Source organism: Streptomyces malachitofuscus (assembly GCF_055571035.1).
The window spans coordinates 32,046-56,869 of sequence record NZ_JBVIGA010000025.1; the positions used below are offsets into that span (position 1 = coordinate 32,046).

Sequence of the window (24,824 nt, forward strand, 5' to 3'; positions counted from 1 at the left end):
GACCACCTTAGGACGCGATCCGTCCGTTGCCCCGTCAGTCGAACGCCTCGGGCTTCCTGTCGCCGGCGGTCGGCTTCTTCGCGGTGTGGACGACCTCGATGTCCAGGCCCGCGTCCTCGAAGGCGTCCCGGGCGGCGTCGGCGACCTCCTCGTTGGAGAAGTGCCACTCGATGTCCTTGCCGTTGGCCGCGCTCACCTGTCGGCGCGCCTCGGTCAGCAGCCGTTCCCTGCCGGACGGGGTGAGTTCCGTGCGGTCGGCGGCCAGGAAGCTGTCGTAGCCGTTCTTGGCCTCCAGGAAGGTCTCCCGGGAGGAGTCCCAGCCGTCGAACTCGACGTCCGGCACGTCCGGGTCGGGGTGCGGGACGACGTACTCGTAGCCGCGCTGGGTGCCGGTGACCTGTTCCTGGTAGCGCAGCCACGACTCGTTGCGCCAGTTGGGGGCGGGGTTGCGGTCGCGGCTCGCCCAGAAGCCGTCGCCGCCGTCCGCGTCGCCGTACTCGCGGCTGCTCAGGTCGTCGGCCCAGTCCGGCGGGTTGTAGTTGCGCGGGTCGCTCGTGTCGCCGTGCTCGGGGTCGGGGTACTGCTTCCTGTTCTCCAGCGCCTCCCGGGCGCGGTCCGGTTCCTCGGCGCGCTTGCGTTCCAGGTAGGCCTGGCGCTCGGCGGCGCGGGCCTCCTCGGCCTGCTCCCGGGCCTCCTCGTCACACCCGCCCTCGGCCCGCAGGACGTACGGGCCGTTCGCGACGGGGCCGGCGGCGAGCACGGTGGTGCCCGTGCCGGGACCGCCACCGATGCCCGGGTGCGGGCCTTCGCCGTACGGGATCCGGCGGGCGGGCGCGGAGATGGTGCAACCGGTGCGGCGGGCCGCGTCCTCCGCCTCGTCCGCGGCCTCGTCGGCGCGCCGGGCGGCGTCCTCCAGCGCGTCGAGGTCGCCGGCCTCGGCCGCTCGCCGCGCGTCCTGGGCGGCCTCGGTGGCGTCGTCGACGACCTTGCTGAGCCGGCCGAGCGAGCCGATCTTCTCCGCGATCTTCGCTTCGCCGTAGCCGGGGATGAAGAGGGAGCCGACGTTCCAGATGACGGTGGTGACGGCCCGGGTCTCGTTGCCGCTGTTCCACTGGTCGACGACGTCGTCGCCGATGAACGAGTCGAACAGGACGGTTCCGCCGGTGCCGAGCGAGGCCCCGCCCCAGTCCAGGATCGCTCCGAAGTAGTCGCCGTCGTCCCACTTCTCGCGGGCGTCGGCGGTGTTGTCCCACCACTCGTCACCGAGGGAACTGCCGTAGTCCATCAGGCCGTTCCAGGTGTCGACGGGGTTGGTCACCACGTCCCAGATGCCGGTGAGGTCGCCCCAGATGCCGTCGACGAACAGCCCCTGACCGACCTGCTTGAGCTGGTCACCGGCGCAGCCGAAGAAGGCACCGAAGCCGGAGAAGCACCCTTCGTCGCCCTCGTTCTCCTCCTCACCTCCGGTGGTGGGGTCCTCGTACGGCGGCTCGTCGATCTCGTCCTCGGCGGCCACGGGGTCGACGACGGAGGGGTCGCCGTCCGGCCCGGGGGGCGGGTCGTCGGTGTCCGTGCCGCCCGGGTCGCCTGCGTCCGTGCCGCCGGGCCCGGTGCCGCCCGGATCGTCGGCGTCGCCCCCGGGGTTGCCCGGGTCGCCGCCGGGCGTCGTGTCCCCGGTGCCGTCCCCGTCACCGCGGTCCCTGTCACCGTCCTCCGCCGTGACCTGGCCGTCCCCTCCGTCCCCGGTCGCGGGACATGCCGCACCGGTGACGCGGCACACCTGTGCCTGGATGCCGGTGAGGAGCTGGTTGCCGAGGCCGGTGAGGACGAGGGCCGCGATGATCGCCGCGACGACCGCGATCAGCCCCGCGTACTCCACCGCCGTCTGACCGCCGTCGTCCCGGCGCCAGCGGATCATCCGGGGCAGGGAGAAGGGGCGGTGCTCGCGCCGGTCGGGTGCGGCGAGGCGGTACCAGTCCCGGCTCTCCGGGCGGGTCAGGAGGAACAGGACGAGGAGCGGGAGGAGCAGCTGGGTGAAGCCGCGGGCCGACCCGTCGGCGAGGTTGGACACGGAGCCGAGGACCAGCCACGCCTGGACGGCGATCAGTCCGGCCCAGACCCGGGCCCCGCCCCGCCAGGTGCGGCGGGCCAGCCACCAGCCGAGCACACCGGGAGCGGCGGCGTGGGCGACCTGGGCGAGCAGGGTGCCGTCGACCGCGTCGAGCGACGCCGCGGTCAGCAGCAGACCCAGACCGCCGAGCACGGTGAGCGCGAACAGCGCGTGCACCAGCAGCAGGGCACGGGACAGCGGCCGGGGCATGTCACGCCGCCCGCCCCCGCCCCCGCTCCCGGCCGCCGGCACGGCCCCGGACTCCGCCCCTCCCCCGATCCAGGCCATGTCCGCCCCTCCTCAAGTCCCCCGGTTCGCAACCGTGTTTGGTTACGGCAGGCCCCGAGGGTAGGAAGGGGCGGGTGGTCGGGGCATGGGCCCGTGGGCCCAAAACAGCGCCCAATCGAGGCTGCGCCTCGGGCGGTGGCCACCGAGGCTCGGACGTGGCTCAAGCTTTGGGAAGGGTCAGGCGCCGGTCACGGCTCGGGGCGACGGGGTGAGCCCTACCTCTGTCTCTCGAATCAACAGTGAGGGCAGGCTTACGCGGCGTCCTCGCCGAACGCCACGGTGTTGCTGCCGTCGGCCATCACGTGGAGATCGACTGCGACACGCAGCGCCGCCGCCAGGCGCACGAGAAGGTCGGTCGTGACCGGCAGCATTCCTCCCAGCTCGACTGCCTCCACCTCTTCAGCGGTCATGGCAAGGCGCTCCCCCAGACCGGCTTGGGACAAGCCCAGCGCGACCCTTCGTTCGTACACGAGCTGTCCCAAGTGCAGCGCCAATCGGATCTGCTCCCGCTCGGCCACCACCCCGGGGGGCTCGGTGTACCCCAGTGACGCCTGCCGCTCGCTGGCCCGCTTCCATCGAGCGTGGTTCATTGTTCCTCCCGGAAGTCGCGAGCGAACTCCTCGTGCGCCGGGCCATGCTCCGCCTCACACACCAACTTGGCCAGCTTGGCGCGCTTGACCTCTGCTTCCTCTCGCATCCGAGTCTTCCTGAAGACAGTGAGCAGAACGATCCGCCGCTCAATCTGCCATCAGGAGCTCTCCCCAGTTCGAGGTGGTTCATTTGGAGGCGTCTCCCAGGTGACGCTCAACCACACCGCGCTCGTGTCCAAGCTCGGACCCTCGCTGGGGGTACGCCCCGCACAGACCCTCGCCGCCTCGCCCGCGCAACTCCGCAAACACTGACATCACGGTGCCTGCTGGGGATACGTTCGGTGGGAACGGCGGCTTCGGTGGGCCGTGGGTTCGTGGTGGAGGGGGTCGGTCGGTGATGGGGCGCTGGCGGGACGGGCGGGGGCGGTTAAACGTGCGGGAGCGAGATGGCGACGGACCCGCCATGTGCGTTCCCCTCGAGATCGCCACCTCCTACCGAGCCAGGACGAAAGGCCTGTTGGGGCGGAACTCCCTCGACGGGGCGCTGCTCCTCTCCCCCGCCAACAGCGTGCACACCTTTCGGATGCGCATGCCCATTGACGTCGCCTATCTCGACCGGCGGCTCCGGGTCCTGGCGGTACGCACCATGCCACCGGGGCGGCTCGGACTGCCCCGGCTCCGGGCGCGGCACGTGCTCGAAGCGGAGGCGGGGGCGATGGCGGGCTGGGGGCTGCGGGTGGGTGCGCGCGTGGAAGTGGTGCGGGAGGACGAGCAGGGCCGCCCAGGGGTCAGGGGGACGTAGCCGCGGCCTTCCTGCGCGTGCGCGATCCCTCCTCCGCATAGGCGCGAGCGCCCTCCCTGGGCAGGACGGCCCACGTGCGGGTGCCGCCGCCCGGTTCCCGCGCGTCGCCGACGCCCCAGTCACCGGAGCAGGCCTTGACGACACAGGCCAGCACACGGAGCGCGGCACGGCGACGGGCGTCGCAGGCCGCGGCCAGCCGGGGGTGGGTGTGCCGGGGGTGGGCGTCGTAGAGGGTCACGCGGAGGGCGTCGTCGCGGTAGCGGAGTGAGACGTACAGCTCCGTGGTGGGGGCCAAGCGGTATGCCGTGGCGGCGAGTTCGCCGAGCACCTGCACGGCCGCGTCCGCCATGTCGTCCAGACCGTGGGCCCGCAGGATGGCCCGGGCCGCCGCACGGGCGATCGCGGGGCTCTGCGCGCCTGCGGGGAGAGTGAAGCTGTACGCGAGCGTGTCGGGCTCCGGCCGTGCGGGAGGGAGGTCGGCGGGGGCGGCGATCGGGCAGAGGCCTGCGGATACGGACATGGCAACTCCAGTGCTCAGCGGGTGTCGTGCGGCCCGTCCGGTGGCTCGTCTCCCTGACGCGAGCACGCCTCTCCCAGGGCAGGAGAGTGCGGGCAGGCTCGCGCGACGCCCTTCCGGGTCGGTGCAGGTCGTAGTCGACCCGTCACTGAAGGTAGTAGGGTCCGAGTCACGGTGTCCATCACTTCGGGGTCAATTACCCCTATCGATGGGTTGAGGTAGGTACACAGAGGGTGGGGTCGCGTGGCGACACGAAACACACCGACGGAGCGGCAGAAACGGCTCGGTGCCGAGCTGCGCAAGATGCGAGTGGCGGCGGGCGTCACAACGGAGTACGCAGCCGGACTACTCGGCATCGACCGGACGCGCCTGTCCAACATGGAATCCGGCATCCGGCCCTTCTCGGCAGAGCGTGTCCGCACGCTGGCGTGCAACTACGACTGCAGTGACGCCCCTTACGTCGACGCTCTGGCGGCCATGGCCGAGAACAAGCAACGCGGCTGGTGGGAACACTACCGAGGCACTCTGCCCGCAGGCCTCCTGGACATCGCCGAGTTGGAATGGCATGCCGCACGCGTGCGTACGGCGCAGGTGATGCACGTACCCGGCCTGCTCCAGACCGAGGATTACGCCCGCGCCGTGTTCGCCGCGGTTCTTCCTGCGTTGAGCAGGCTGGAGGTCGAACTGCGAGTGGCTCACCGTATGGAGCGGCAACAAGTGCTGCGGAAACCGGATGCCCTTCCGTATCTGGCCTACGTCCACGAAGCAGCTTTGCGCATGCCGTACGGAGGTACGGAGGTGACCAGGAAGCAGCTGGAACACCTCACCACCGAATCGGAGCGGGAAGGGCTCGACGTTCGGGTCGTCCCCAACGGAGTTGGCGGGTTCCCCGGGGCGGGCCACGCCCTTCTGTACGCGGACGGAGCGACCCCTCAGCTCGACACCGTGCAACTCGACTCGGCGCATGGGCCGGAATTCACCGGCGCGGAGGCGCAGCTCACCAAGTACCGTGCCCACCTGGAGTGGATGGACACAGCAGCGTTGTCTCCGGCGGCCTCGCGTGATCTCATCCGTAGCATCGCCCGAGAACTCTGAAGGAGCCGGCCCCATGACAGGCATCGACTGGGAAGAGCCGTTCTGCGGCGAGGGAAACAACTGTTTCCGCATAGGCACCGACACCGACGGCAACGCCTACATCGCCGTCACCGGGCAGGAGGACGCCCCGCTCACCGACAGCAGAGAGGCCCTGCGCTCCCTGATCCTGGAGATCAAGGCAGGCAAGGCCGATCATCTGCTTTAGTCAGCTCTGCGTGCGCGGGAAAGAGATCTCCACCCTTCGGTTCTTCTTGCGGCCGGCCTCCGTGGAGTTGTCGGCGATCGGGTACTGCTCGCCGTAGCCGCGGACTTCGTAGGTGACGTTGGAGTCGCTCAGCTCCTGGACGAGGACGCCGTGTACGGCGTTGGCTCGCTTGCGGGACAGGACGTCGCCGTGGGCGGACGAGCCCAGGTTGTCGGTGAAGCCGAAGACGCGGATCTTCGTGGCGTTCTGGGTCTTGATCTCGTCGGCGATGGCGGCGATGCGGGACTTTGCCTCTCCGCCGAGCTTGGCGCTGTCCTTGCCGAAGAGGACTTCCGCCTGGAGAGCGAAGGTCACGTCGGAGTTGGTGTCCTCGCGGCGTTCGTCGCCGCTCTGGTCCTCGACGACCTGCTTGATGTCCAGCACCTTCGGCTCCGCGAGGGTGGCGCCGTCGGGGAGCTTGAGGTCGGGGTCGTTCGCGTCGAGCTCGACCGGGGCCGAGGCGGTGGCTTCGGTGCCTGGGGGGACGCTGGGGCCGTCGGCGGCGTGGGCCACGCCTGGGGTGACGGCGAGGAGGGAGACGACCGTTCCGATGAGGATCATGCGCTTATGCGTCATCGTCTGCCTCACCCAGAGATCTGGATGGTGCCGCTGGCGAAGGTGGGCAGTTGGAAGGTGACTTCGGTGGCGTCCGTCGGGGGTGCGGGGAACTGAATGAAGACAGCCAGAGATTCACCCGGCTTGATCGATGAGAAGCCTGTCGTGGTCAGCGGTCGACCGTCCGTGTCACGCAGCACGTAGTAGCGCTTCTTGTCCTTGCTGTCGACCAGAGTTGCACCCCCGAGAGACATGCCGTGCCGAAGGATCTCCGTTTCATTTCCTCGTACAGCGGCCGGTACTGTAATTCGCTTGGCGCCATCATTCTTCAGCGTTCCGCTGACGGTGACGAATCCCCCGGCATCACGCTGGGCCGAGGTGATTCGCAGAAGTAGGCCATCCGTGCCCCTCAGTTCTGCCAAGGGCTCGTCTGCCTGGCCTTCTTGAGCGCTAGGGTTGGACCCATCACCCTTCGAGGCAGAGGCCGAAGTCTTCGGCCTTTTGCCGTCGTCACCGCCTCCGCCGCACCCAGCCACACCAATGGCCAGTGCGGCCGCAGCGGTCAGCACGACCATCCCCCTGCGGGCCTTCGTAGTGAACCGCATGCTCATGCCTCTGCTTCCTTCATCACTCGTCGTTCGCTTGTCAGTCGGCCAGGTGGACGTCGAAGAGGTCTTCCGGTTTCGGAAGCAATGCCTCAGGAGCCTTCGGGTCCAGTTCCCACTCGGCACCCTCACAGCTGAGCAGAGGCAGCGTATCCTCAGCAGCTTCCCCTATCGGGAGGTCGAACTCGCAGCGAGACGCGATCACGGCAGTGGCCTTTTCTTGTGACTTCTTGCCCTCTGTGCCGGGCACGATGGAGTCACCCACGGTGTCGTTCGTTTCGGCCACCACCGTGTAGCCCAGCGGCCCGTCAGGAAGGCAGCTCAGGAGAACGGCGTCGTTCTGCGCCGCGAGCTGGTCCGCCCGCCAACACGATAGGCCGAGCCCGTCCGCATTTCCCTCGAAGATCGCCTGCCATTTGTCCGGCTCGAGCAGGTTCTTCACCCACGCGCCGGCGAGCTGATCCCGCCGGTCCTGAGCAGCGGCAAGGGCGGCCGCGTCAGCGGCTGTCTGCGCGTCATTTCGATTCGCCGCGGCCTGGCCGACCGCAAAGTACGCGAACGCGAGGAAGAGCAGGCCTCCCACCACCGTGATGTAGATGGGGAAGGCCTGCCCTGCCTCGCCGTACTTGCGAAGTTGCGTCAGCCGCCGCCGACGACCTCGTTCACCTTGTCCGTGATCGCGGTGTAGATCGTGTTGCCGATGTCCGTCCCCGTGATCGCCAGCACAATCGCCACGACCACCGCGATGATGCCCAAGTACTCCACCGCGGTCTGGCCCTTGTCGTTGCGGGCGGCGCGGGACTGGAGGTAACTGACGGTCGTGTTGATCCAGTTGCTCATGGGGTTCCCCCTCTGGCGCGGTGGCGGCCTTCCTCGTGGGGCCGCTTTCGACACGAGCAACGTACGGCCGGGTGCCCCGCCCCTCAGAGGGCCCCAGGGCCCAATTCCGGGCCCAAACCGAGGCCCACCGTGTCTGTCCTCCTGGCCTCACCACAGGTCACCCCACTCCCCGATCCGAACCCGGTGCCGTGCCGAGCCACTTGGCCGCGGCCTCGGAGCGGCTCGTGCTGTGGAGCTTCGCGAAGATGCGGTTGATGTGGTTCTTGACCGTCTTCTCGCTGATGAAGCACGTGGCGGCGATCTGCTGGTTGTTCATGCCGGATGCAATGAGCTCCATGATCTCCGCCTCCCTCGCGCTCAGTTGGAACCTCGACCTGTCGGGAGCGGCCGGGCGGCCGCTTGTCCACCCAGACGACGACTGTGCCATATCCGGTTGCAGTCGCGAAAGGTTTTCTGCAGAAGTAGGTGGGGGCGTTGTCCGAGTTGTGCCCAGTCCGTCCGGTAGCTGGCGCCGAACCGACGGCTCTTGCCTCAGTTGCGACAGCAACGCCCCCGCCGCCGTTGGTGTGAAGTGCGGGCGGCCGTCCTTGATGTCCCGCACCGCCGACACCAGCTGGTCCGCCGTGAACTCGCCGTGGACCAGGTAGCCACCCGCCCCGCGCCGCAGCGCCTCCTGGACGATCTCCGATTCCCTGCTGTACGTCAGCATCACGACCGGGGCGATGCCGACCAGGTGCGGAAGTGCCGAGATGCCGTCCACGCCGGGCATGCGGACGTCCAGGAGGACGACGTCGGGGCGGTGGGTGTGGGCCGCCTCGTACGCTTCCCTGCCGTCCGCCGCCTCCGCCACGACCGTGACGTCCTCGCGGCCGGTGAGGAGGGCGGTCAGGCCGGCGCGGACCACGGGGTTGTCGTCCGCCACCACCACGCGGAGGGGAGACGGCGGCGGAACGTTCGCGAACGGGTTCGGCGGTGTGCTCATGAGATGGCCTCCGTGGGGGTTGCCGGGGTCACGGCCGCGAGCGGGAGTTCCAGGCGGACCTCCGTGCCCCGGGCGCGGGTGCCCCGGCCTATGCGGATGCGGGCGCCGACCGAGGCGGCCCGTTCGACCATGCCGACGAGGCCGAAGTGGCCGGCCTTGCGCAGGTGGGCGAGGTTCGTGCCCGGGGGGAGTCCGGTGCCGTCGTCGTACACGCTGATGCGGAGCAGGTCGCCGTGGACGCCGGCCTGGACGTCGACGCGGGTCGGTTTCGCGTGGCGGTGGGCGTTCTCCATCGCCTCGGAGGCGATGGTGAGGAGCTGGCGTGCCACCGCCGGGGGGACGGGCGGGACCGTGTCCTCGCCGGTCGGGTTGTAGGACGCCGGCAGGCCCGTGCGCTTGCTGAAGTCCTTCGTACGGGCGGCGAGTTCCACGAGCACGTCCGTGCCCTGGTCCGGGTCGGACTCCCTGCGCAGGTCGGTCAGGAGTTCGCGGGATTCGGCGGCGGCTCTGCGGGCCGAGCGGGCCACCAGCTCTGCCTGCTGCTTCATCCGGGTCGGGTCCATGTGGGGTGCGCCGGCCGTGGCTGCCAGACCGTCGGCAGCCAGGGCGACCCCGTGCAGGGTTTTCGCCACCGAGTCGTGCATCTCGCGGGCGAGGCGGGCCCGTTCGGCGCTGACGGCTTCCGTGACGGCCAGCTTGGCCCGGACCGTCGTCAGGGCCCGGGTCGCCGAGCCGAGGCGGAGCATCAGGTTGCGGAGGCTGGAGCCGACCGCCCCCGCGATGACGCACAGGCCGGGCAGGAGCAGCGTCTGCGCCAGTTCCGTGTGCGGGTCCTCCAGGGTCGCGTAGACCAGCAGCATGATCAGGCCCTGGAGGGAGGCGAAGACGGCGGCGCCGCGCCAGCCGTAGATCAGGCCGGCGAGGAGGGGGGTGCAGACGCTGACGTAGGCGAGGGTGGTGTCCGGGCCCGCGGAGACCAGGAGCAGGGCTCCGAAGAGGGTGTCCACCGCCAGGAGGGTGGGGTGGCGCAGGAGAAGGGGGCCGAAGCGTTCCCAGTCGCGGAAGAGGACGTACGAGGCCATGAAGGTGACCACGACGGCTATCGCGACGAGGCGGGTGCCCCAGCCGGGGCCGGCGTTGAGCAGGGCTGCGGGGGCGGCGAGGGCGATCATCGCCAGTCTGAAGCCGAACGCCTGGCGGCACAGGGCTTGTAAGGCGTTCACCTGGATTTGGACGTCCGGGGACGGTGCGGGTCGTAGGGGGTGCATCCGGCCTTCGGCCGGATGGGGGTTTTCACCCGCACCACCCGTGCGGGATGCGTTGGCGGGTGCGGGTGGCCCCTGTGGGGCTTCCGCACCATCGGCGGCATCCCGTCCGTGGATGGCATCCGGTCCCCTCGCCGGAACACCCCCCACCGGCTCCCAGCCCGGCGGCAGCGCCGGGGTCGCCGACGTCACCGGGATGTCCGGCGCGCCCGTCCTCGCGTGGGGCGGGAGGACCGTGCCCGCCGGAGGTGTGGTGATCTCCGACGGTTTCGCCGGGCGGCGGAGCAGCCCCGTGCGTTCGCGTTCACCGGTCGTCGTCATCGCACCCCGCCCCCGTCCTATTCACCCGTGATGGAGCCGAAGTCGGTGCCCGAGCCCAGGATCAGGCCGGCGCCGAGGAGGATCATCGTGGCCGGAACCATGAAGGTGGTGATCATCATGGTGGCCTTGGGGACCGCGCGCGCCGCCTTCCGGCGGGCGTTCTGCGCGTCCGTGCGGCGCATGTCCTTGGCCAGTGACACCAGCGTGTCGACGATCGGTGCGCCCAGCTCCTCCCCCTGCTGCAGCGCCGTGACGAACATCGCGACCTGCTCGGAGTCGTTGCGGCGGCGCAGTTCGGCGAACGCCTGCCTGCGGCTCATGCCCAGGTCCATCTGGCGGAGTGTGATGCGCAGTTCGTCCGCCCAGGGGCCCTCGTACTTCGACGACACCCGGTCCAGGGCCTGGCGGAAGCCCAGGCCCGCGCTCACCACCACCGCCAGCACGTCCAGGAAGTCGGGCAGGGTGCGTTCGATGACGTCCTTGCGGATGCGGATCGCCGACCAGATGCCGACCTCCGTCCAGAAGGCGCCGAACGCCAGGAGCAGCAGCGCCACGAAGAGCTGGCCACGCATGACGAAGACCAGGAAGCCCACCGCGCCCAGCGCCCCGTACACCGCGCGGCGGGCGGCGTAGCGGTCGATGGTGAGGCCGCCGGGGTTGCCCGCCAGGTCGATCTTGCGGCGGTACTTGGCGACCTGCTTGGGGCCCATGAGGCGCAGCACGGCGGGGGCGTAGCGCATGCCCATGCGGTCGACGAGGGAGTCGACCGCGCCGGTGCGGGTGGAGCCGACCTCCAGGGCGAGCATCAGGTCGCCGGGGAGCTTCGCCTCCGCGCGGTACATGCGGATGCCGGCGAAGATGCCCCAGACGCCGAGGCCCATCAGCAGGGCGAGCAGAAGTCCCATGTCAGTCAGCCTCCTCGCCGGTCAGACGTCGATGCGGGACAGTCGGCGGATGAGGACGAAACCCACGGCGTAGAGGCCGAAGGCGATGATCACCGCGGCCTGGCCGGCCGGGGAGCCGGTCATGCGTTCCAGGGCGCCGTCCTTCACGCCGTTCATCAGGAACAACGAGCCGATGCCCAGGACGGGGACGGCGTACGAGGTCATGCTGACCTGGGAGAGCTGGGTGCGGACCTCGCGCCGGGTCTCCTTGCGCTCCTCCAGCGTCTCGGTGAGGTTCCTGAGCGCGCTCACCACCTGGCCGCCCGCCCGGTTCGACAGCACCAGCGTGGTGACGAGGACGACGAGTTCGCGGGAGGGGAGGCGGTCGGCGAGTTCACCGAGGGCGTCGTCCATGGAGGCGCCCACGGCCAGCTGGTTGGCGACCTTGGCGAGTTCCTCGCCCGCCGGGGCCTCCAGTTCCTCCGCCGCCATGCCGATGGCAGTGCGCAGGGCCAGGCCTGCCTGGGTGGCGTTGGCCAGGATGCGGGCCAGCTCCGGGAGTTGGTTGATGAACTTCTCGATGCGTTTCTGGCGCTGCCAGTTGAGGAACTGGACCGCAGCCCAGATGCCGAGCAGCCCGGCGATCGGCCCGAAGAACGGGGCGAGGGTGGCCTGGCCGACCAGCCAGAGGCCGGCGACGGCGGCGAGCATGGCGGCGAAGAACTCGCCGGGGGTGATGTCCAGGCCGGTGGCCAGCAGCCGGAGTTCCAGTTTGCGGCCGAGCCTGGTGCGGCGCAGGCGGCGGTCCAGGGTCGGGAAGTGGCGGCGGCGGCCGACGACGGGGATCTGACCGGTGGCCGTCAGACGGTCCACCAGTGCCTGGCGCTGCGCCCGGCCGGAGGCGTAGGAATGCACCCCGATGACCGCGAGGACGCAGGTCAGCAGGGTGACGCCGGTGGTCAGCGTGATCAGGTTCTGCAGATCCATGGGGACGGTTCCTACCTGGCTTCTCGGGTGGCGAGCTGGTCGGCGGACTGGGCGATGCCGAACGCCTGTGGGATGGGCTGGCTCGCCATGTAGAGGCGGTCGGCGGTGCGGCGCGGCAAGGGGTAGTGGTCGTAGGCGCCGTAGACGCGTCCGTCGGCGGCCATCGGCTGCGCGTGGAAGCGGGCGACCGTGGCCAGCCGGTACGGTTCGCCGCCGTGGCTCTCCAGCAGGGCGATCTCGGTGATGCGGCGGGCGCCGTCGGCGAAGCGGGTGAGCTGGACGATCACGTCGACGGCGCTGTTGATCTGGTCGTGCAGGGCGACGAAGGGGATTTCGACGTCGGACATGGAGGCGAGGGTCTGCAGGCGCATCAGCGCGTCCTCGGCGCTGTTGGCGTGGACGGTGGCGAGGGAGCCGTCGTGGCCGGTCGACATGGCCTGGAGCATGTCCAGCGACTCGCCGCCGCGGACCTCACCGACGACGATGCGGTCGGGGCGCATGCGCAGGGAGTTGCGGACCAGGTCGCGGATGGTGACCTTGCCCTTGCCCTCGACGTTCGGCGGGCGCGACTCCAGGCGGATGACGTGCGGCTGCTGGAGCTGGAGTTCGGCGGAGTCCTCGATGGTGATGATGCGTTCGCCCTCCGGGATCAGGCCGCTGAGGGCGTTGAGGAGGGTGGTCTTGCCGGTGCCGGTCGCGCCCGACACGATGACGTTGAAGCGCGCCTGCACCAGCCCGGCGAGCAGGTACAGCATGTGTTCGTCGAGCGAGCCCAGGCCGATGAGTTCCTGGAGGGTGAAGGAGCGCGGGAAGCGGCGGATGGTGAGGGTGGCGCCGGTCAGGGAGAGCGGCGGGATGATGACGTTGACGCGTTCGCCGGAGGGGAGGCGGGCGTCGACCATGGGGTTGGACTCGTCGACGCGGCGGTTGACGGTGGAGACGATGCGTTCGATCGTCTGCATCAGCTGGTCGTTGGAGGCGAACCGCATGGGGAGCTGCTCCACCCGGCCGCCGCGCTCGACGAAGATCGCGTCGGGGCCGTTCACCATGATCTCGGTGATCGACGCGTCCTCCAGCAGCGGTTCCAGGATGCCGAGGCCCAGTGCCTCGTCGACGACGCGGCGGATCAGCTGGGAGCGTTCGACGGTCGACAGGACCGGGCCCTCGCGGCTGATGATGTGGCCCAGGACGCGTTCCAGCCGTGCCCGGCGCTCGGCGGCGGCCAGCGAGCTCATCTCCGCGAGGTCGATCTCCTCCAGGAGCTTGGCCCGGTAGGAGGCGACCAGATGGCCGTCCTCGCCCCGGCCGGCCGTCTCCTCGGGGGAGTTGATGCGTGCCCGCAGGCTCATGAGTCGCGCGCTCCTCGTCCTTTTCCTGGTTCCTCAGTGGTTCCTCAGTGGTCCATCGGCATCGTGGCACTCTTGCTGGCGGGGCCGAAGTCCCAGCCGGGGACGATCGAGGGGATCTCGACCGTGGCGGTGACGGTGACCTCGTCGCCGCCCTGCGCCGTCCCGCAGTCGGTGCCGTCGGCCAGCCAGGCGCTGACGGCGGCCGTGCAGGCTCCCTGGGCGCCGGCGCCCTCGTCCAGCGACGCGCTGCGCGCTCCCGCCCGCGCGGCGGTGCCCGCCTGCTGGGCGGTGTAGGCGATCAGGCCGAGCTGTACGGCGGCCATGGCGACGATGAGCAGGATGGGGAGGAAGCCCAGGTATTCGAGGGCCGCCTGGCCGTGGTCCCCTCGCTTCGGAAGGTGCCGGTGGCGCCGGTGGGGCATCTCAGTCACCCTTCTCCTCCTCGACCGCCCCCGCGTGCCCCGTCACCTCGAAGGGGAAGGAGACCGTGCCCGGGAAGAGGAGGGGGACGTCAAGCTCCACGTCGGCGGTGACGAAGCCGCCCGCCGTCGCACAGTTCACGGTCGCTCCCCCCGCCCACGCTCCCGACAGCTTGTCCAGACCGGCCTCCTGGCAGGCGCCCTGGCGTGCGCCCGGTGCCGTCGCCGTCGCCGCCCGTACCGCCTCGTCCGCAGCATTCCCCGCGAGCGTGTACGTGTATCCCACGAGGACGAGCTGCCACAGCACCACCAGCGTGACCAGGATCGTCGGGGTCATGCCGAGGAACTCGACGGTGACCTGGCCCCGGTCGCGGTGTTCGCGTAAGACCTTCCTGCGCATCCGCCTCGCTCCCCTCATCCCCCGTCGTCCCTCTTCCGCCGGAAGCTCACCGACCCCCGGTCGCCGCGCAGCCGGCCGCCCTTGTGGGCGCCCTCGGTGGCCTTGACCAGGCCGAGTTCGCCGGCCAGGCCCCACAGGGCCTGTTTCACGGTGCTCTTGGCCTCCAGTTCGTGGACGCGGCCGGCGTCCACGACTCCCTGGAGCTCCTTGAAGTGGGCGGGGACCGTGGTGGCCGCCACCGTGGTGCCGGTGATCTTCTGGATGAGCGGGGGCTGGATCTCCGTGGCCCGGGTGTGACGGTTGACCACCACCGTGGTCTCCTCGGCCTTGCGGATCTGCAGCCGGTCCCACATCCGCACCGCCCGCTTCGCGCCGCGTACGGCGACGACGTCGGGGGTGGTGACGAGCAGGGCCCGGTCGGCCATCTCCACGGCCGCGGCGCCGGCGCCGCCGAGCTGGGCGCCGCAGTCGATGACGACGACCTCGTAGCGGGAGCGCAGGGCGCTGACGATCTGGCGGGTGGCGCGGTCAGTGACGTCCTCGCCGCGTTCGCCCTCGGCGGGGGCGAGCAGCAGGGCGACTCCGGTGTCGTGGCGGAAGACGGCGTCGGCCAGGACGCGCGGGGAGATGTCGCCCACCGCGGCGAGGTCGACGACGGACCGCCGGAACTGGACGTCCAGGTAGGAGGCGATGTCACCGGTCTGGAGGTCCATGTCGACCAGGGCGGTGGTACGGCCGGACGCCTGGGCGGCGAGGGCGAGCTGGATGGCGGTCAGGGTGGTGCCCACGCCGCCCTTGGAGCCGCTGACGGTGACGACGGTGCTGCCGACGCCGGTGAACACGTCGACGCCCGCGCCCAGATGACGGCGTACGCCGACCGACCACTGGGCGACGGCCTGGACGCGGCTGGCGAGTTCCTCGTAGCTGAGCGGGAGGGCCACCAGTCCGCGGGCGCCGTAGTCCATGGCGGCCTGGAAGAGGCCGGGGCTCGCGTCGGAGGTGACGAGGATGACGCCGACGGAGGGGAAGCGCAGGGCGACTTCGCGGATCAGCTCCAGGGCGGGGACGGGGCCGATCCGCTCGTGCACGACCACGACCTCGGGCAGTTCGTCGACGGACTCGGCGGCCAGGCGCGCGAGGGTGTCGATGAGCTGGGTGGAGTCGACCACCGGGGCCACCGGCTCGGCGTCCGGGAGCTGGCTGAGCAGTGTGGTGATGGACCGGACCGCGTCCGCGTCGCCGACTGCCGGGAGGATCCTGGTGGGCATGCGGGCCTCTCACTTGTCCTTCGCGAGTTCGTACGTCCGGTCCTTCTCGGGGACGTCCCCGTCGCCCCCGGGTGCGACCAGCGCGAGCCGGACCCGCTGGGCGAACGACTCGGCGTAGGTGATGCGCTGGGCATCGATGGCGGACAGCGCGAAGGTGATCGGTACGGCGTCGGTGGGCTGCCGGCCGCGGTCGTTCTCGTCGGGCTGGAGGGCGGTGAGCCGGCCCACGTCCAGGACCTTGGCGTTGGTCACGATGATCTTCGACTGGGCGGGGTCGCCCTCCCGCTCGCCCTCGAAGGTGGCGTAGACGTTGACCGACGAGCCGGGGGTGATCTTGCCGGCGACGCCGGTGGCCGCGTCGATCATGATGGCGACCTCCTGCTGTCCCGGCTGCAGGGCGGGCCGGTCCACGATCATGTCGCTCTGCAGCAGGGAGCCCTCCCGCAGGGTGGTGACGGCGATCTTGCCGCGGATGTCGTCGAGGTCGGTGACGGCGTTCTCGGACAGCCACCGCTCGGGCATCTCGATCTTCTCGAACTGATCCGTGCCGAGCGCGGTGTAGGGCGCGATGTCGGACTTCAGCCGGTAGGCGGCCACTTCGGGACCGACCTTGGACTTCACGTCACTGATGACGGAGAGCACGCCGGCGAACGCGCCGAGGGCGCACAGGACCGACAGGAGCAGGAGTATCACGCCGCGGCGCTGACGGGAGTTCATGAACCGTACAACCTCATCGGGGATAGCGGTCGAGCGGACTCGGGCGGTCGGAGTGGTGCGGGGGCGGACGGATCACGTGCGCCGGGTGAGGGCGGGTGTGCCCTCGGGGGCGGGCGGTACGGCGGAGCAGAACACACAGCGGTCGCCGATGACGTCGATGCCGCACCAGTGGCAGGTGCCCCGCCGCACGGAGGTGACCAGCTGGTACAGGACGGACAGGTCGGGCAGGTAGGTGCAGAACTCGACGAGTTTCCCGGTCCCCCACCAGCCCGGGGACGCGGCGGGCAGCGGTGTCTCCCGCAGGCCCTGGACCTTCCAGGCGGGGGCCAGGGCCGTGGTGACCCAGTCGGACTGGAGCTGCCCCTTGGCGACCAGCATCCACGTGCCGAACTCGGGCCCGTCGAGGGCGGCTTCGGGGCCGAGGCGGACGAGCTGGGGCTGCGGGTGGGCGAGCACGGCGAACTGGCTGCCCGGCATCCACGACTTGGCGTGCTGCTTCAGGTTCACCGGCACCCGGTCGAGCCGGGCGACGGAGCCGAGCAGGGCCCCGGAGTGGATGTAGTGGATCAGCAGGCGGCCGGCCGAGGCGAGGACGCCGGGGCTGAGGTCGCAGGAGGCGAGCTGGCGTAACTGGCGGGCCAGCACGGCCAGTCCGAGCGGCGGCAGATCGGGCCGGAAGAGGGCTATCCGGTCGCTCTCCAGGAGGGAGCGCAGGGTGTGCAGCCGCCGCTGGACCGCGGTGGGGGCGGCCCGGGAGCAGACGACGATGAGGTGGCCGTGCTGCTCGAGGATCATCTGGAGTTCGGTCAGCGCCTGGTCCAGCGGGCGGGTGTCGATGTCCCGCAGCACGACGGCGGGCAGGGTCCGTTCGTCCTGGGCCGGCAACGCCATGTCGGCGCCGGTCACGGCAATGGCAGTTGGCACGCGCGGCTCCCCGTTCTCCCCATCCCGGCAGCCCACCGGGCGGCACTCCGATGCACCCTGGCGACTTCACTGCGTGACTACGTGAGCACTGTAACCGCGGGTCTGTGACCGGAGAACAGCGTTTGTGTAGCTGAACAGCAACTACTGGTGCACAAGGTGCGTCAAACCGGGACAGGTTGAGCATCTCGCCGGTCTCGATCCGGACCCAGTGGTGTGGGTCCTGTGCACTCGGCTTGACGCCGGACCCGGCCCCGGGTCCTCGGACCCACGCTTCCCCCCTGGCGCCGGGCCTACTCCCGCCCCGGATGCCGGTCTTTCCGGTCTGGACCTATTGACAACGCAATTGGTCTGGACCACCTTGTCTCCAACGGTGGCCACCGTCGTCCCAGCCTTCCCCAACTCCCCCACCGGAGGCCCCAAGTGGACCGCGCACCACGAACGCCCGGCCGCGGCAGACGCGTCTGGGCCGGAGCCCTCGTCTCCGCCCTCGCCCTCGCCCTGTCCCTCGCCGGCGCGGGCCCGGCGTCCGCGGCGGACGTCAACAACGCCAAGAACGCAGGATTCGAGGCGGGCCTGAGCAACTGGACCTGTTCCGCCAACAGCGGCAGCACCGTCTCCTCCCCCGTGCACGGCGGCACGGCCGCGCTCAAGGCCGCCCCGGCCGGGCAGGACAACGCCCGCTGCAGCCAGTCGGTCGCGGTGAAGCCCGGCTCGACGTACCGGCTGAGCGGCTGGGTGCAGGGCGGGTACGCCTACCTGGGCGTGACCGGCACCGGTACGACGGACGTGTCCACCTGGACCCCGGACTCCGGCAGCTGGAAGCAGCTGTCGACGACCTTCACCACCGGCTCGAACACCACCTCGGTGACGGTCTACACCCACGGCTGGTACGGCCAGCAGCCCTACTACGTCGACGACCTGTCGGTGTTCGGCCCCGACGGGGGCGGCGGCGGTGACCCGGAGCCCACGGTCCCGGGCACCCCGGGCGGCCTCGGCGTCTCCGGTACGACGGCGTCGTCGGTGTCCCTGGCGTGGAACGCGGTGTCGGGGGCCACGGGCTACACGGTCTACCGCGACGGCACGAAGGTGACGGCGGTCTCGGGCACGTCCGCGACGGTGACCGGGCTCGCGGCCTCGACGTCGTACTCCTTCCAGGTCGCGGCGACCAACGCGGCCGGAGAGTCCCCCAAGTCGGTCGCGGTGTCCGCACGGACGAAGGACGACGACGGGGGCGGCGGCGGTGACCTGCCCCGGCACGCGGTGACCGGCTACTGGCAGAACTTCAACAACGGGGCGGCGGTCCAGCGGATCTCGGACGTCCAGTCCCACTACGACATCATCGCGGTCGCCTTCGCCGACGCCACCGGCACTCCGGGTGCCGTCACCTTCAACCTGGACTCGGCGGGCCTGAACGGCTACACCGTCGCTCAGTTCAAGGCGGACGTCCGGGCCAAGCAGGCGGCGGGGAAGAAGGTCATCATCTCGGTGGGCGGCGAGAAGGGCACCGTCTCGGTGAACGACTCCGCCTCCGCGACGAACTTCGCGAACTCGGTGTACGCGCTGATGCAGGAGTACGGCTTCGACGGCGTCGACATCGACCTGGAGAACGGCCTCAACGCGACCTACATGACGCAGGCGCTGCGCTCCCTGTCCGCGAAGGCGGGCCCGTCGATGATCCTGACGATGGCCCCGCAGACCATCGACATGCAGTCGACGTCCAACGCGTACTTCCGGACCGCGCTGAACGTGAAGGACATCCTCACGGTCGTCAACATGCAGTACTACAACAGCGGTTCCATGCTGGGATGCGACGGCAAGGTCTACAGCCAGGGCTCGGTGGACTTCCTCACCGCGCTCGCCTGCATCCAGCTCGAGGGCGGTCTCGACCCGTCCCAGGTCGGCCTGGGCCTTCCGGCCTCGACCCGGGGCGCGGGCAGCGGCTACGTCTCCCCCTCCGTGGTGAACAACGCCCTGGACTGCCTGACCCGCGGCACCAACTGCGGCAGCTTCAAGCCGTCCCGGACCTACCCGTCCCTGCGGGGCGCGATGACCTGGTCCACCAACTGGGACGCCACGGCGAACAACGCCTGGTCCAACGCGGTGGGCCCGCACGTGCACGCCCTGCCGTAGCCGTCGTCCGGCCCCGGTTCCCCGGCCCCGTCCACAGCACTGTGGGCGGGGCCTCGGCCGTCCCCGGGGACAGCGGCCGGAACGTCGTGTGAAACATTTCCCCGGTCCCACCGCATCAATGAGGTGAGGGCAGCACACGGCGGGCGGGAACCGGGGGACGGCGGATGAGGCAGGGTCGGGCGGACGAGTACGCCGAGTTCGCGGCGGCGCGGGCGGGCCACCTGTACCGGTCCGCGTGTCTGCTCACCGCCGGGGACACGCATCTGGCCGAGGATCTCGTGCAGGAGACCTTCGGGCGGCTGTACGTCCGCTGGGGACGCGTCCGCCGGGTCGGGAACCCGGCCGGGTACGCCCAGACCGTGCTCACCCGCACCTTCCTGGCCCACCAGCGGCGGCGCAGCAGCCGTGAGCGGGCCACGGACGTGTTCCCCGATCTGCCCGGGGCCGTCGACGGGGACGCGCCGCTGCGGCTGACCCTGATGGCGGCGCTCGCCCGGCTGCCCGCCAAGGACCGGGCCGTCATCGTCCTGCGGTACTGGGAGGACCGCTCGGTCGAGCAGACGGCCGATGTGCTCAACGTCAGCTCGGCGGCCGTACGGACGCGGTGCTCGCGCGCCCTCGGCCGGCTGCGGGAGCTCCTGGGCGAGGACCTCGCGGAGTACTCCAGACCCTGACGCCCGGCCGCTCCGTCCCCTCGGACCTCATATCTCACACACCTTGTGGAAAGGGTGGTTCGCCATGCCCGAGAACGAGCACCACGACCCCTTCGAGGACCGGCTCACCGCCGCCCTGCGCGACACCGGGGACGGCTTCGACACCGATATGGCCGCCCTGACCGCCGGGGGGCAGGTCCGCGGGCGGCGCGCCCAGTTGCTGCGGCGGACGGCCGTCATCGGGGGCGCTGCCGGCATCGCCCTGGTCGGGGTGGGCGGTGCGCTGCTCATGCCGGGCGGTGACTCCTCCGCCTCCCAGCGGTCGGCCGCGGCGGCCGCGCGGTCCGCGTCCGCGAGTCCCGCCCCCGCGGGGGCCTTCTCCGGCGACGACCTCCTGCGCACCCTCAAGGAGCTGCTCCCCGCGGGTGAGTTCAGCGAGGAGGCGGCTCAGGGCACGGACAGGGAGATGCCCCCGTTCGCACGGGTCGTCTACGACGACGGCAAGGGCGCGGCGGCCATCGGCCTCAGCCTCAACCGGGTGGAACCGGACAGCCCGGAGGCCCGTGAGCTGACACGGTGCCCGGCCAAGGTGCTCGTCGGCCACGACGACTGCACCTCCAGCCGGCTGCCCGACGGCTCCCTGCTCATGCTGTACCGGGGCTACGAGTATCCCGACCGGCGCGAGGACACCAAGCGGTGGTCCGCCGACCTGGTCACGGCCGAGGGGCAGCATGTCTCGCTGAGCGAGTGGAACGCCGCCGCGGAGAAGGGGGCCCCGGTCTCCCGTCCGGCACCACCCCTGTCGGTCAACCAGTTGAAGGAGGTCGTCCTGGCCGATGTGTGGCGGGGGGTCGTGGACACCATGCCGCAGGACCCGAAGCCGCCGGCCACCGGCACGCCCGAGCCCCCGCCGCAGGGCGCCGCGGGCGAGGCGATCGGCACGACGCTGGCCGCGCTGCTGCCCGACGGACTCACGGTGGCCGACCGGGGCGGTCAGGAGACCGAGTACGCCTACCTCGTCGTCGACGACGGCAAGGGCAGGAGCCTGGTGCAGATCAATGTGCAGCCCGACATGTCCGACGTCGCCCACCAGCTCTACGGCAGCGCCGAGACGCTCCCCGACGGCACCCTGGTCGCCACGCGGAAGGGGCCCGGCGAGAAGGGTGCCGAGGGCGTCGTCATGTGGACCGCCGACACCATGCGGCCCGACGGGTTCCGGGTCGTGATCAGTGCCTTCAACACCGGGGCCCAGCACGAGGACGCCACCCGCGACGCCCCCGCGCTGACCATGGAGCAGATGAGGGAGATCGCGCTCAGCCCGAAGTGGGAGGAGCTGCGGTAGCCGCGGGTCAGAAGAACTCCGACCACGGCTGGTCCCAGATCTGCTTCACGCACAGCACCAGGAACAGCAGCCCCGCGACGGCGAGCATGGTGTTGCTCAGCGGTCCGTTGCGCCATTCACGGGGTGTGCGGGAGGAGTTGAGGAGCCACATCAGGGTGAGGGCGAGGAACGGCATGAAGGCTGCGCCCAGGACGCCGTAGATGATGATCAGGCGGAAGGGTTCGTCCTGGAAGAGCAGGACCATGGGCGGGAAGGTGAGCCAGAGCAGATAGGCGCGGAAGGCCCAGGAGCGTTCGCGGCGCCCGGAGGCCAGCTCGTCGCCACGCGCCTCGCGCTCGCCGCGCTGCCGGGCGAGGAAGTCGGCGAACATCAGGCTCACGCCGTGCCAGACGCCGATCAGGGAGGTGAAGGAGGTGGCGAAGAAGCCGATCAGGAACAGCTTGCCGGTGGCCGTGCCGTACTCCTCCTCCAGGATGTCGCCGAGCTGCATCAGACCCTTGTCGCCGCCGGCGATCGCGATGTTCGCCGAGTGCAGCAGCTCCGCGCCGACGACGAGCATCGCGACGACGAAGATGCCGGTGGTGGCGTAGGCGACCCGGTTGTCCAGCCGCATGATCCGCATCCAGCCGGTGCCGGTCCAGCCCTTGGCGTTGACCCAGTAGCCGTACGCGGCCAGCGTGATGGTGCCGCCGACGCCGCCGATCAGACCGAGGGTGTTGAGGACCGAGTCCTTCTCGTCGGGCAGGACCGGGAGGAGGCCGGCGAAGGCGTCACCGAGGTTGGGGGTGACCCGGATCGCCAGATAGACGGTCACCACGAACATGACGCCCACCAGGACCGTCATGACCTTCTCGAAGACGGCGTACTTGTTGAACCAGACGAAGACCAGGCCGACCAGACCGCAGGCGATGGCCCAGTACTCGAGGTCCATCACGTCGGGGAAGAGGGCCTGGAGCGGCAGGCCGCTGGAGGACATCGCCGCCGCGCCGTAGACGAAGCCCCAGATCACGGCGTAGACGCCGAAGAACCACGTCGTCCAGCGGCCGAGGCCGGCCCAGCCGTCGAAGAGGGTGCGGCCGGTGGCCAGATGCCACCGGCCGCACGCCTCGGCGAGGGAGATCTTCACCAGACAGCCGAGGACCGCCGCCCACAGCAGGGTGTATCCGAAGTTGCTGCCGGCGATGAGTGTGGCCACGAGGTCACCGGCGCCCACACCGGTCGCGGCGACGACGATGCCGGGGCCGATGTGGCGCCAACCGGACGTGCGCGGGTCGGGGCCGGGGGCGTGCGCCGCCCCGGTGTCCTGGGTGTTTCCCGTGGTGTCCGCCATGGGGTCAAGAAAGCGGATGGGCGACGGTCGGACAAGAGGGCGTGCGGGGATCTTCACGAGATGCACCTGGACCGGCCGGACGTCGCGAACGCTACTTGACCTGATCATGTCAGCCGTCGACGATGACCGCACCGCACCACGCACGTCGCCATGAACAACCCCCACCTCCCACAAGGAGACTTCATGCGACTGAGCCCACGCGGCAGACGCTCCGCCGCGCTCGCCACCCTCCTCGCCCTCGCCCTGGCGGCGCCCCTGTCGATGACGGCCTCCCCGGCCGGCGCCGACAGCGCCGGACGGCCGGCCCCCTCGGCCGACGACATCCGCCAGTACGAGATCCACGCGCACACCACCCCCGTGACCCGTACGGCCCTCCAGCGCTCCGGGGTCACCGTGGACGAGGCGGACGAGGAGACCGTGGTCGTCTCCGGACGCGCGGACCAGATCAAGACGCTGCGCCGACAGGGGTACGACGTCACGCCGCTGGGCGCGGCGCCGGACCGCTCCTCCCCCGCCGACGGGCTCCGCCTGTACGACTTCCCCTCGGCCGACTCCCGCTACCACAACTACGCAGAGATGAACGCCGAGATCGACCAGCGTCTCGCGGCGTACCCGGCCATCATGAGCAAGCGGGTGATCGGCAGGTCCTACCAGGGGCGGGACATCGTCGCCATCAAGATCAGCGACAACGTGACCACGGACGAGAACGAGCCGGAGGTCCTCTTCACCCACCACCAGCACGCGCGCGAACACCTCACCGTGGAGATGGCCCTGTACCTGTTGCGTGAACTCGGCGCGGGATACGGCACCGACTCCCGGATCACGGACATGGTCGACGGACGGGAGATCTGGATCGTCCCCGACCTCAACCCGGACGGCGGCGAGTACGACATCGCCTCCGGCTCCTACCGCTCCTGGCGCAAGAACCGCCAGCCCAACTCCGGTTCGTCGTACGTCGGCACCGACCTGAACCGCAACTGGGACTACCGCTGGGGCTGCTGCGGCGGCTCCTCCGGGTCCAAGTCCTCCGAGACCTACCGGGGGTCCGCCCCGGAGTCCGCGCCCGAGGTGAAGGTCGTCGCCGACTTCGTGCGCAGCCGGGTCGTGGGCGGGGTGCAGCAGATCAAGGCCGGCATCGACTTCCACACCTACAGCGAGCTGGTGCTGTGGCCGTTCGGCTACACCTACTCCGACACCACCACCGGGATGACCGCCGACGACCACGCCGCGTTCCGGACGGTCGGCCAGAAGATGGCCGCCGACAACGGCTACACGCCCCAGCAGTCCAGCGACCTCTACATCACGGACGGGTCGATCGACGACTACCTCTGGGGCGCGCACAAGATCTTCGGCTACACCTTCGAGATGTATCCGAGGTCGTCCTGGAACGGCGGTTTCTACCCGCCCGACGAGGTCATCGAGCGGGAGACGTCCCGCAACCGGGACGCCGTGCTCCGGCTCCTGGAGAACGCGGACTGCATGTACCGCTCCATCGGGAAGGAGGAGCAGTACTGCGGTTAGCCGTTCAGGACGACGACTCCTCGGAGTCGGGGGTGTCCTCGGAGTCCTCCGCGGTCCTGTCCGCGTCCTCCGCGGTCCTGTCCGCGTCCTCGTCGAAGTACTCGTCCAGGACCGCGTCAAGACCGGCGTCCCACTCGGCGAAGCGGTTCCTGGAGTCGGCCTCGATCTCGAGGAAGTACCAGCGGCGGTCGGGGGTGTGGACGGTGACCGTGTAGCGCTTGCCGAAGCGCGGGGTCTCCGTCTCCACCGCACCGATCTCGTCCCAGCGGAACTCGCACTCCTGGTCGTCCAGGCGCAGGCGTACCCCGCTGTGGTCGGCGACGATCCTGGCGCGGCGGTCGGACGCCTCGAAGACGGGGCCTTCGGGGGCGGGCTCCGGGTCCTCCTCCAAGGCCTCGGAGCCGTCCTCGGACGCCCGGGGCTCCTCGGCGGCCCCGGCGGCCTCCTCGTCGGGCTCCGTCCCGGCGTCCGCCTCCGGCACCGCCCCGTCCTGCGGATCGTCCGTCTTCGCCGTCGCGTCCTCCTCCCGGCCGGACACGGGCGAGGTGAGCCCGGGGATGAATGCCGGGTCGAATCCGGCGCCTTCCAGGGGCTGGCTGCTCGAACCTATGCGCTGCTCCACACCGCAGGAGTATGGTCGACAATCCTGTGCGGGTCACAGCCAGCCCCAACTTCGTTATCAGACG

Annotated in this window: 27 protein-coding genes and 1 pseudogene; 8 read left to right on the forward strand and 20 right to left on the reverse strand. The window is 70.4% G+C overall.

All coding sequences use genetic code 11. The features are described from left to right. Positions 1–34: 34 nt before the first annotated feature. The 3 genes and pseudogenes from ACZ44S_RS30360 to ACZ44S_RS30370 all read right to left on the reverse strand — a co-directional run. Positions 35–2,398 carry a Tox-REase-5 domain-containing protein gene (locus ACZ44S_RS30360; RefSeq protein ID WP_466934490.1) on the reverse strand — a complete coding sequence of 788 codons (2,364 nt, stop codon included), beginning with the start codon at positions 2,396–2,398 and terminating at the stop codon, positions 35–37. 251 nt (positions 2,399–2,649) lie between these two features. Continuing rightward, complete coding sequence (locus ACZ44S_RS30365; protein ID WP_466934491.1) at positions 2,650–2,988, reverse strand: helix-turn-helix domain-containing protein; 339 nt, start codon at positions 2,986–2,988, stop codon at positions 2,650–2,652. After that, a pseudogene (locus tag ACZ44S_RS30370) lies at positions 2,985–3,137 on the reverse strand (type II toxin-antitoxin system RelE/ParE family toxin); the annotation flags it as partial. The gene ACZ44S_RS30365 and the pseudogene ACZ44S_RS30370, both read right to left, overlap by 4 nt. Before the next feature lie 248 nt (positions 3,138–3,385). Here ACZ44S_RS30370 and ACZ44S_RS30375 point away from each other — a divergent pair. After that, positions 3,386–3,790, forward strand: coding sequence for a DUF192 domain-containing protein (locus tag ACZ44S_RS30375; protein WP_466934492.1), 405 nt, complete (start codon positions 3,386–3,388; stop codon positions 3,788–3,790). Here ACZ44S_RS30375 and ACZ44S_RS30380 read toward each other — a convergent pair. Next, positions 3,777–4,310: an ATP-binding protein gene (locus ACZ44S_RS30380; protein ID WP_466934493.1), complete on the reverse strand. Its 534-nt coding sequence runs from the start codon at positions 4,308–4,310 to the stop codon at positions 3,777–3,779. The two genes, ACZ44S_RS30375 and ACZ44S_RS30380, sit on opposite strands and share 14 nt — an antisense overlap. Before the next feature lie 240 nt (positions 4,311–4,550). Between ACZ44S_RS30380 and ACZ44S_RS30385 the strand changes: the two genes are divergently transcribed. Both ACZ44S_RS30385 and ACZ44S_RS30390 read left to right on the forward strand, forming a co-directional pair. After that, positions 4,551–5,402, forward strand: coding sequence for a helix-turn-helix domain-containing protein (locus ACZ44S_RS30385; protein ID WP_466934495.1), 852 nt, complete (start codon positions 4,551–4,553; stop codon positions 5,400–5,402). 13 nt (positions 5,403–5,415) lie between these two features. Next, on the forward strand, positions 5,416–5,607 hold the full coding sequence (locus ACZ44S_RS30390) for a hypothetical protein (RefSeq protein WP_466934497.1): 192 nt from the start codon (positions 5,416–5,418) through the stop codon (positions 5,605–5,607). Here the strand turns inward: ACZ44S_RS30390 and ACZ44S_RS30395 are convergent, their stop codons facing one another. The 6 genes from ACZ44S_RS30395 to ACZ44S_RS30420 form a co-directional block, all read right to left on the reverse strand. After that, positions 5,608–6,207 (reverse strand): OmpA family protein, encoded by a 600-nt coding sequence (locus tag ACZ44S_RS30395; RefSeq protein WP_466934698.1) that lies wholly within the window; start codon positions 6,205–6,207, stop codon positions 5,608–5,610. It abuts the gene before it with no gap. A 23-nt stretch (positions 6,208–6,230) separates the two neighbouring features. Next, complete coding sequence (locus ACZ44S_RS30400) at positions 6,231–6,812, reverse strand: hypothetical protein (RefSeq protein WP_466934498.1); 582 nt, start codon at positions 6,810–6,812, stop codon at positions 6,231–6,233. A 34-nt stretch (positions 6,813–6,846) separates the two neighbouring features. Then, positions 6,847–7,449: a pilus assembly protein TadG-related protein gene (locus ACZ44S_RS30405; protein WP_466934701.1), complete on the reverse strand. Its 603-nt coding sequence runs from the start codon at positions 7,447–7,449 to the stop codon at positions 6,847–6,849. Next, a complete protein-coding gene (locus ACZ44S_RS30410; RefSeq protein ID WP_466934501.1) occupies positions 7,446–7,646 on the reverse strand; it encodes a Flp family type IVb pilin in 201 nt (66 codons plus the stop codon). Before ACZ44S_RS30410 ends, ACZ44S_RS30405 begins: the two co-directional genes overlap by 4 nt. 157 nt (positions 7,647–7,803) lie before the next feature. After that, positions 7,804–8,628, reverse strand: a complete 825-nt coding sequence (locus ACZ44S_RS30415) for a response regulator (RefSeq protein ID WP_466934503.1) — start codon at positions 8,626–8,628, stop codon at positions 7,804–7,806. Next, entirely contained in the window at positions 8,625–10,010 is a 1,386-nt protein-coding gene (locus ACZ44S_RS30420) for a sensor histidine kinase (protein WP_466934704.1), read from the reverse strand. Before ACZ44S_RS30420 ends, ACZ44S_RS30415 begins: the two co-directional genes overlap by 4 nt. Here ACZ44S_RS30420 and ACZ44S_RS30425 point away from each other — a divergent pair. Then, on the forward strand, positions 10,009–10,245 hold the full coding sequence (locus ACZ44S_RS30425) for a hypothetical protein (protein WP_466934725.1): 237 nt from the start codon (positions 10,009–10,011) through the stop codon (positions 10,243–10,245). The genes ACZ44S_RS30420 and ACZ44S_RS30425 overlap by 2 nt on opposite strands. Here the strand turns inward: ACZ44S_RS30425 and ACZ44S_RS30430 are convergent. The 8 genes from ACZ44S_RS30430 to ACZ44S_RS30465 all read right to left on the reverse strand — a co-directional run bounded on the left by ACZ44S_RS30430 (position 10,232) and on the right by ACZ44S_RS30465 (position 17,144). Then, complete coding sequence (locus ACZ44S_RS30430) at positions 10,232–11,119, reverse strand: DUF5936 domain-containing protein (RefSeq protein ID WP_466934505.1); 888 nt, start codon at positions 11,117–11,119, stop codon at positions 10,232–10,234. The two genes, ACZ44S_RS30425 and ACZ44S_RS30430, sit on opposite strands and share 14 nt — an antisense overlap. A gap of 21 nt (positions 11,120–11,140) precedes the next feature. Beyond that, positions 11,141–12,085 (reverse strand): type II secretion system F family protein, encoded by a 945-nt coding sequence (locus ACZ44S_RS30435; RefSeq protein ID WP_466934507.1) that lies wholly within the window; start codon positions 12,083–12,085, stop codon positions 11,141–11,143. Positions 12,086–12,096: 11 nt separating this feature from the next. Further along, the gene (locus tag ACZ44S_RS30440) at positions 12,097–13,434 is read right to left on the reverse strand and encodes a CpaF family protein (protein ID WP_466934508.1); all 1,338 of its coding nucleotides are present in this window, start codon (positions 13,432–13,434) and stop codon (positions 12,097–12,099) included. 44 nt (positions 13,435–13,478) lie between these two features. After that, positions 13,479–13,856 carry a TadE/TadG family type IV pilus assembly protein gene (locus tag ACZ44S_RS30445; RefSeq protein ID WP_466934706.1) on the reverse strand — a complete coding sequence of 126 codons (378 nt, stop codon included), beginning with the start codon at positions 13,854–13,856 and terminating at the stop codon, positions 13,479–13,481. Position 13,857: 1 nt separating this feature from the next. Beyond that, a complete protein-coding gene (locus ACZ44S_RS30450) occupies positions 13,858–14,253 on the reverse strand; it encodes a TadE/TadG family type IV pilus assembly protein (protein WP_466934510.1) in 396 nt (131 codons plus the stop codon). A 14-nt stretch (positions 14,254–14,267) separates the two neighbouring features. Further along, positions 14,268–15,521 carry an AAA family ATPase gene (locus ACZ44S_RS30455; RefSeq protein WP_466934512.1) on the reverse strand — a complete coding sequence of 418 codons (1,254 nt, stop codon included), beginning with the start codon at positions 15,519–15,521 and terminating at the stop codon, positions 14,268–14,270. A 9-nt stretch (positions 15,522–15,530) separates the two neighbouring features. Next, on the reverse strand, positions 15,531–16,238 hold the full coding sequence (cpaB, locus tag ACZ44S_RS30460) for a Flp pilus assembly protein CpaB (protein ID WP_466934514.1): 708 nt from the start codon (positions 16,236–16,238) through the stop codon (positions 15,531–15,533). 72 nt (positions 16,239–16,310) lie between these two features. Beyond that, positions 16,311–17,144 carry a hypothetical protein gene (locus tag ACZ44S_RS30465; RefSeq protein ID WP_466934709.1) on the reverse strand — a complete coding sequence of 278 codons (834 nt, stop codon included), beginning with the start codon at positions 17,142–17,144 and terminating at the stop codon, positions 16,311–16,313. A gap of 438 nt (positions 17,145–17,582) precedes the next feature. On the opposite strand from ACZ44S_RS30465, the gene ACZ44S_RS30470 reads away from it, so the two are divergent. The 3 genes from ACZ44S_RS30470 to ACZ44S_RS30480 all read left to right on the forward strand — a co-directional run bounded on the left by ACZ44S_RS30470 (position 17,583) and on the right by ACZ44S_RS30480 (position 21,287). Next, on the forward strand, positions 17,583–19,292 hold the full coding sequence (locus ACZ44S_RS30470) for a chitinase (RefSeq protein ID WP_466934515.1): 1,710 nt from the start codon (positions 17,583–17,585) through the stop codon (positions 19,290–19,292). Between the two features lie 164 nt (positions 19,293–19,456). Next, positions 19,457–19,966 (forward strand): SigE family RNA polymerase sigma factor, encoded by a 510-nt coding sequence (locus tag ACZ44S_RS30475; protein WP_466934517.1) that lies wholly within the window; start codon positions 19,457–19,459, stop codon positions 19,964–19,966. Positions 19,967–20,030: 64 nt separating this feature from the next. Further along, positions 20,031–21,287, forward strand: coding sequence for a hypothetical protein (locus ACZ44S_RS30480; protein ID WP_466934519.1), 1,257 nt, complete (start codon positions 20,031–20,033; stop codon positions 21,285–21,287). 7 nt (positions 21,288–21,294) lie between these two features. Here the strand turns inward: ACZ44S_RS30480 and ACZ44S_RS30485 are convergent, their stop codons facing one another. Further along, a complete protein-coding gene (locus ACZ44S_RS30485) occupies positions 21,295–22,617 on the reverse strand; it encodes an Nramp family divalent metal transporter (protein WP_466934521.1) in 1,323 nt (440 codons plus the stop codon). A gap of 183 nt (positions 22,618–22,800) precedes the next feature. Between ACZ44S_RS30485 and ACZ44S_RS30490 the strand changes: the two genes are divergently transcribed. Beyond that, positions 22,801–24,138, forward strand: a complete 1,338-nt coding sequence (locus tag ACZ44S_RS30490; RefSeq protein WP_466934523.1) for a M14 family metallopeptidase — start codon at positions 22,801–22,803, stop codon at positions 24,136–24,138. Between the two features lie 4 nt (positions 24,139–24,142). Here the strand turns inward: ACZ44S_RS30490 and ACZ44S_RS30495 are convergent, their stop codons facing one another. Further along, complete coding sequence (locus ACZ44S_RS30495) at positions 24,143–24,760, reverse strand: hypothetical protein (RefSeq protein WP_466934524.1); 618 nt, start codon at positions 24,758–24,760, stop codon at positions 24,143–24,145. Positions 24,761–24,824: the final 64 nt, after the last annotated feature.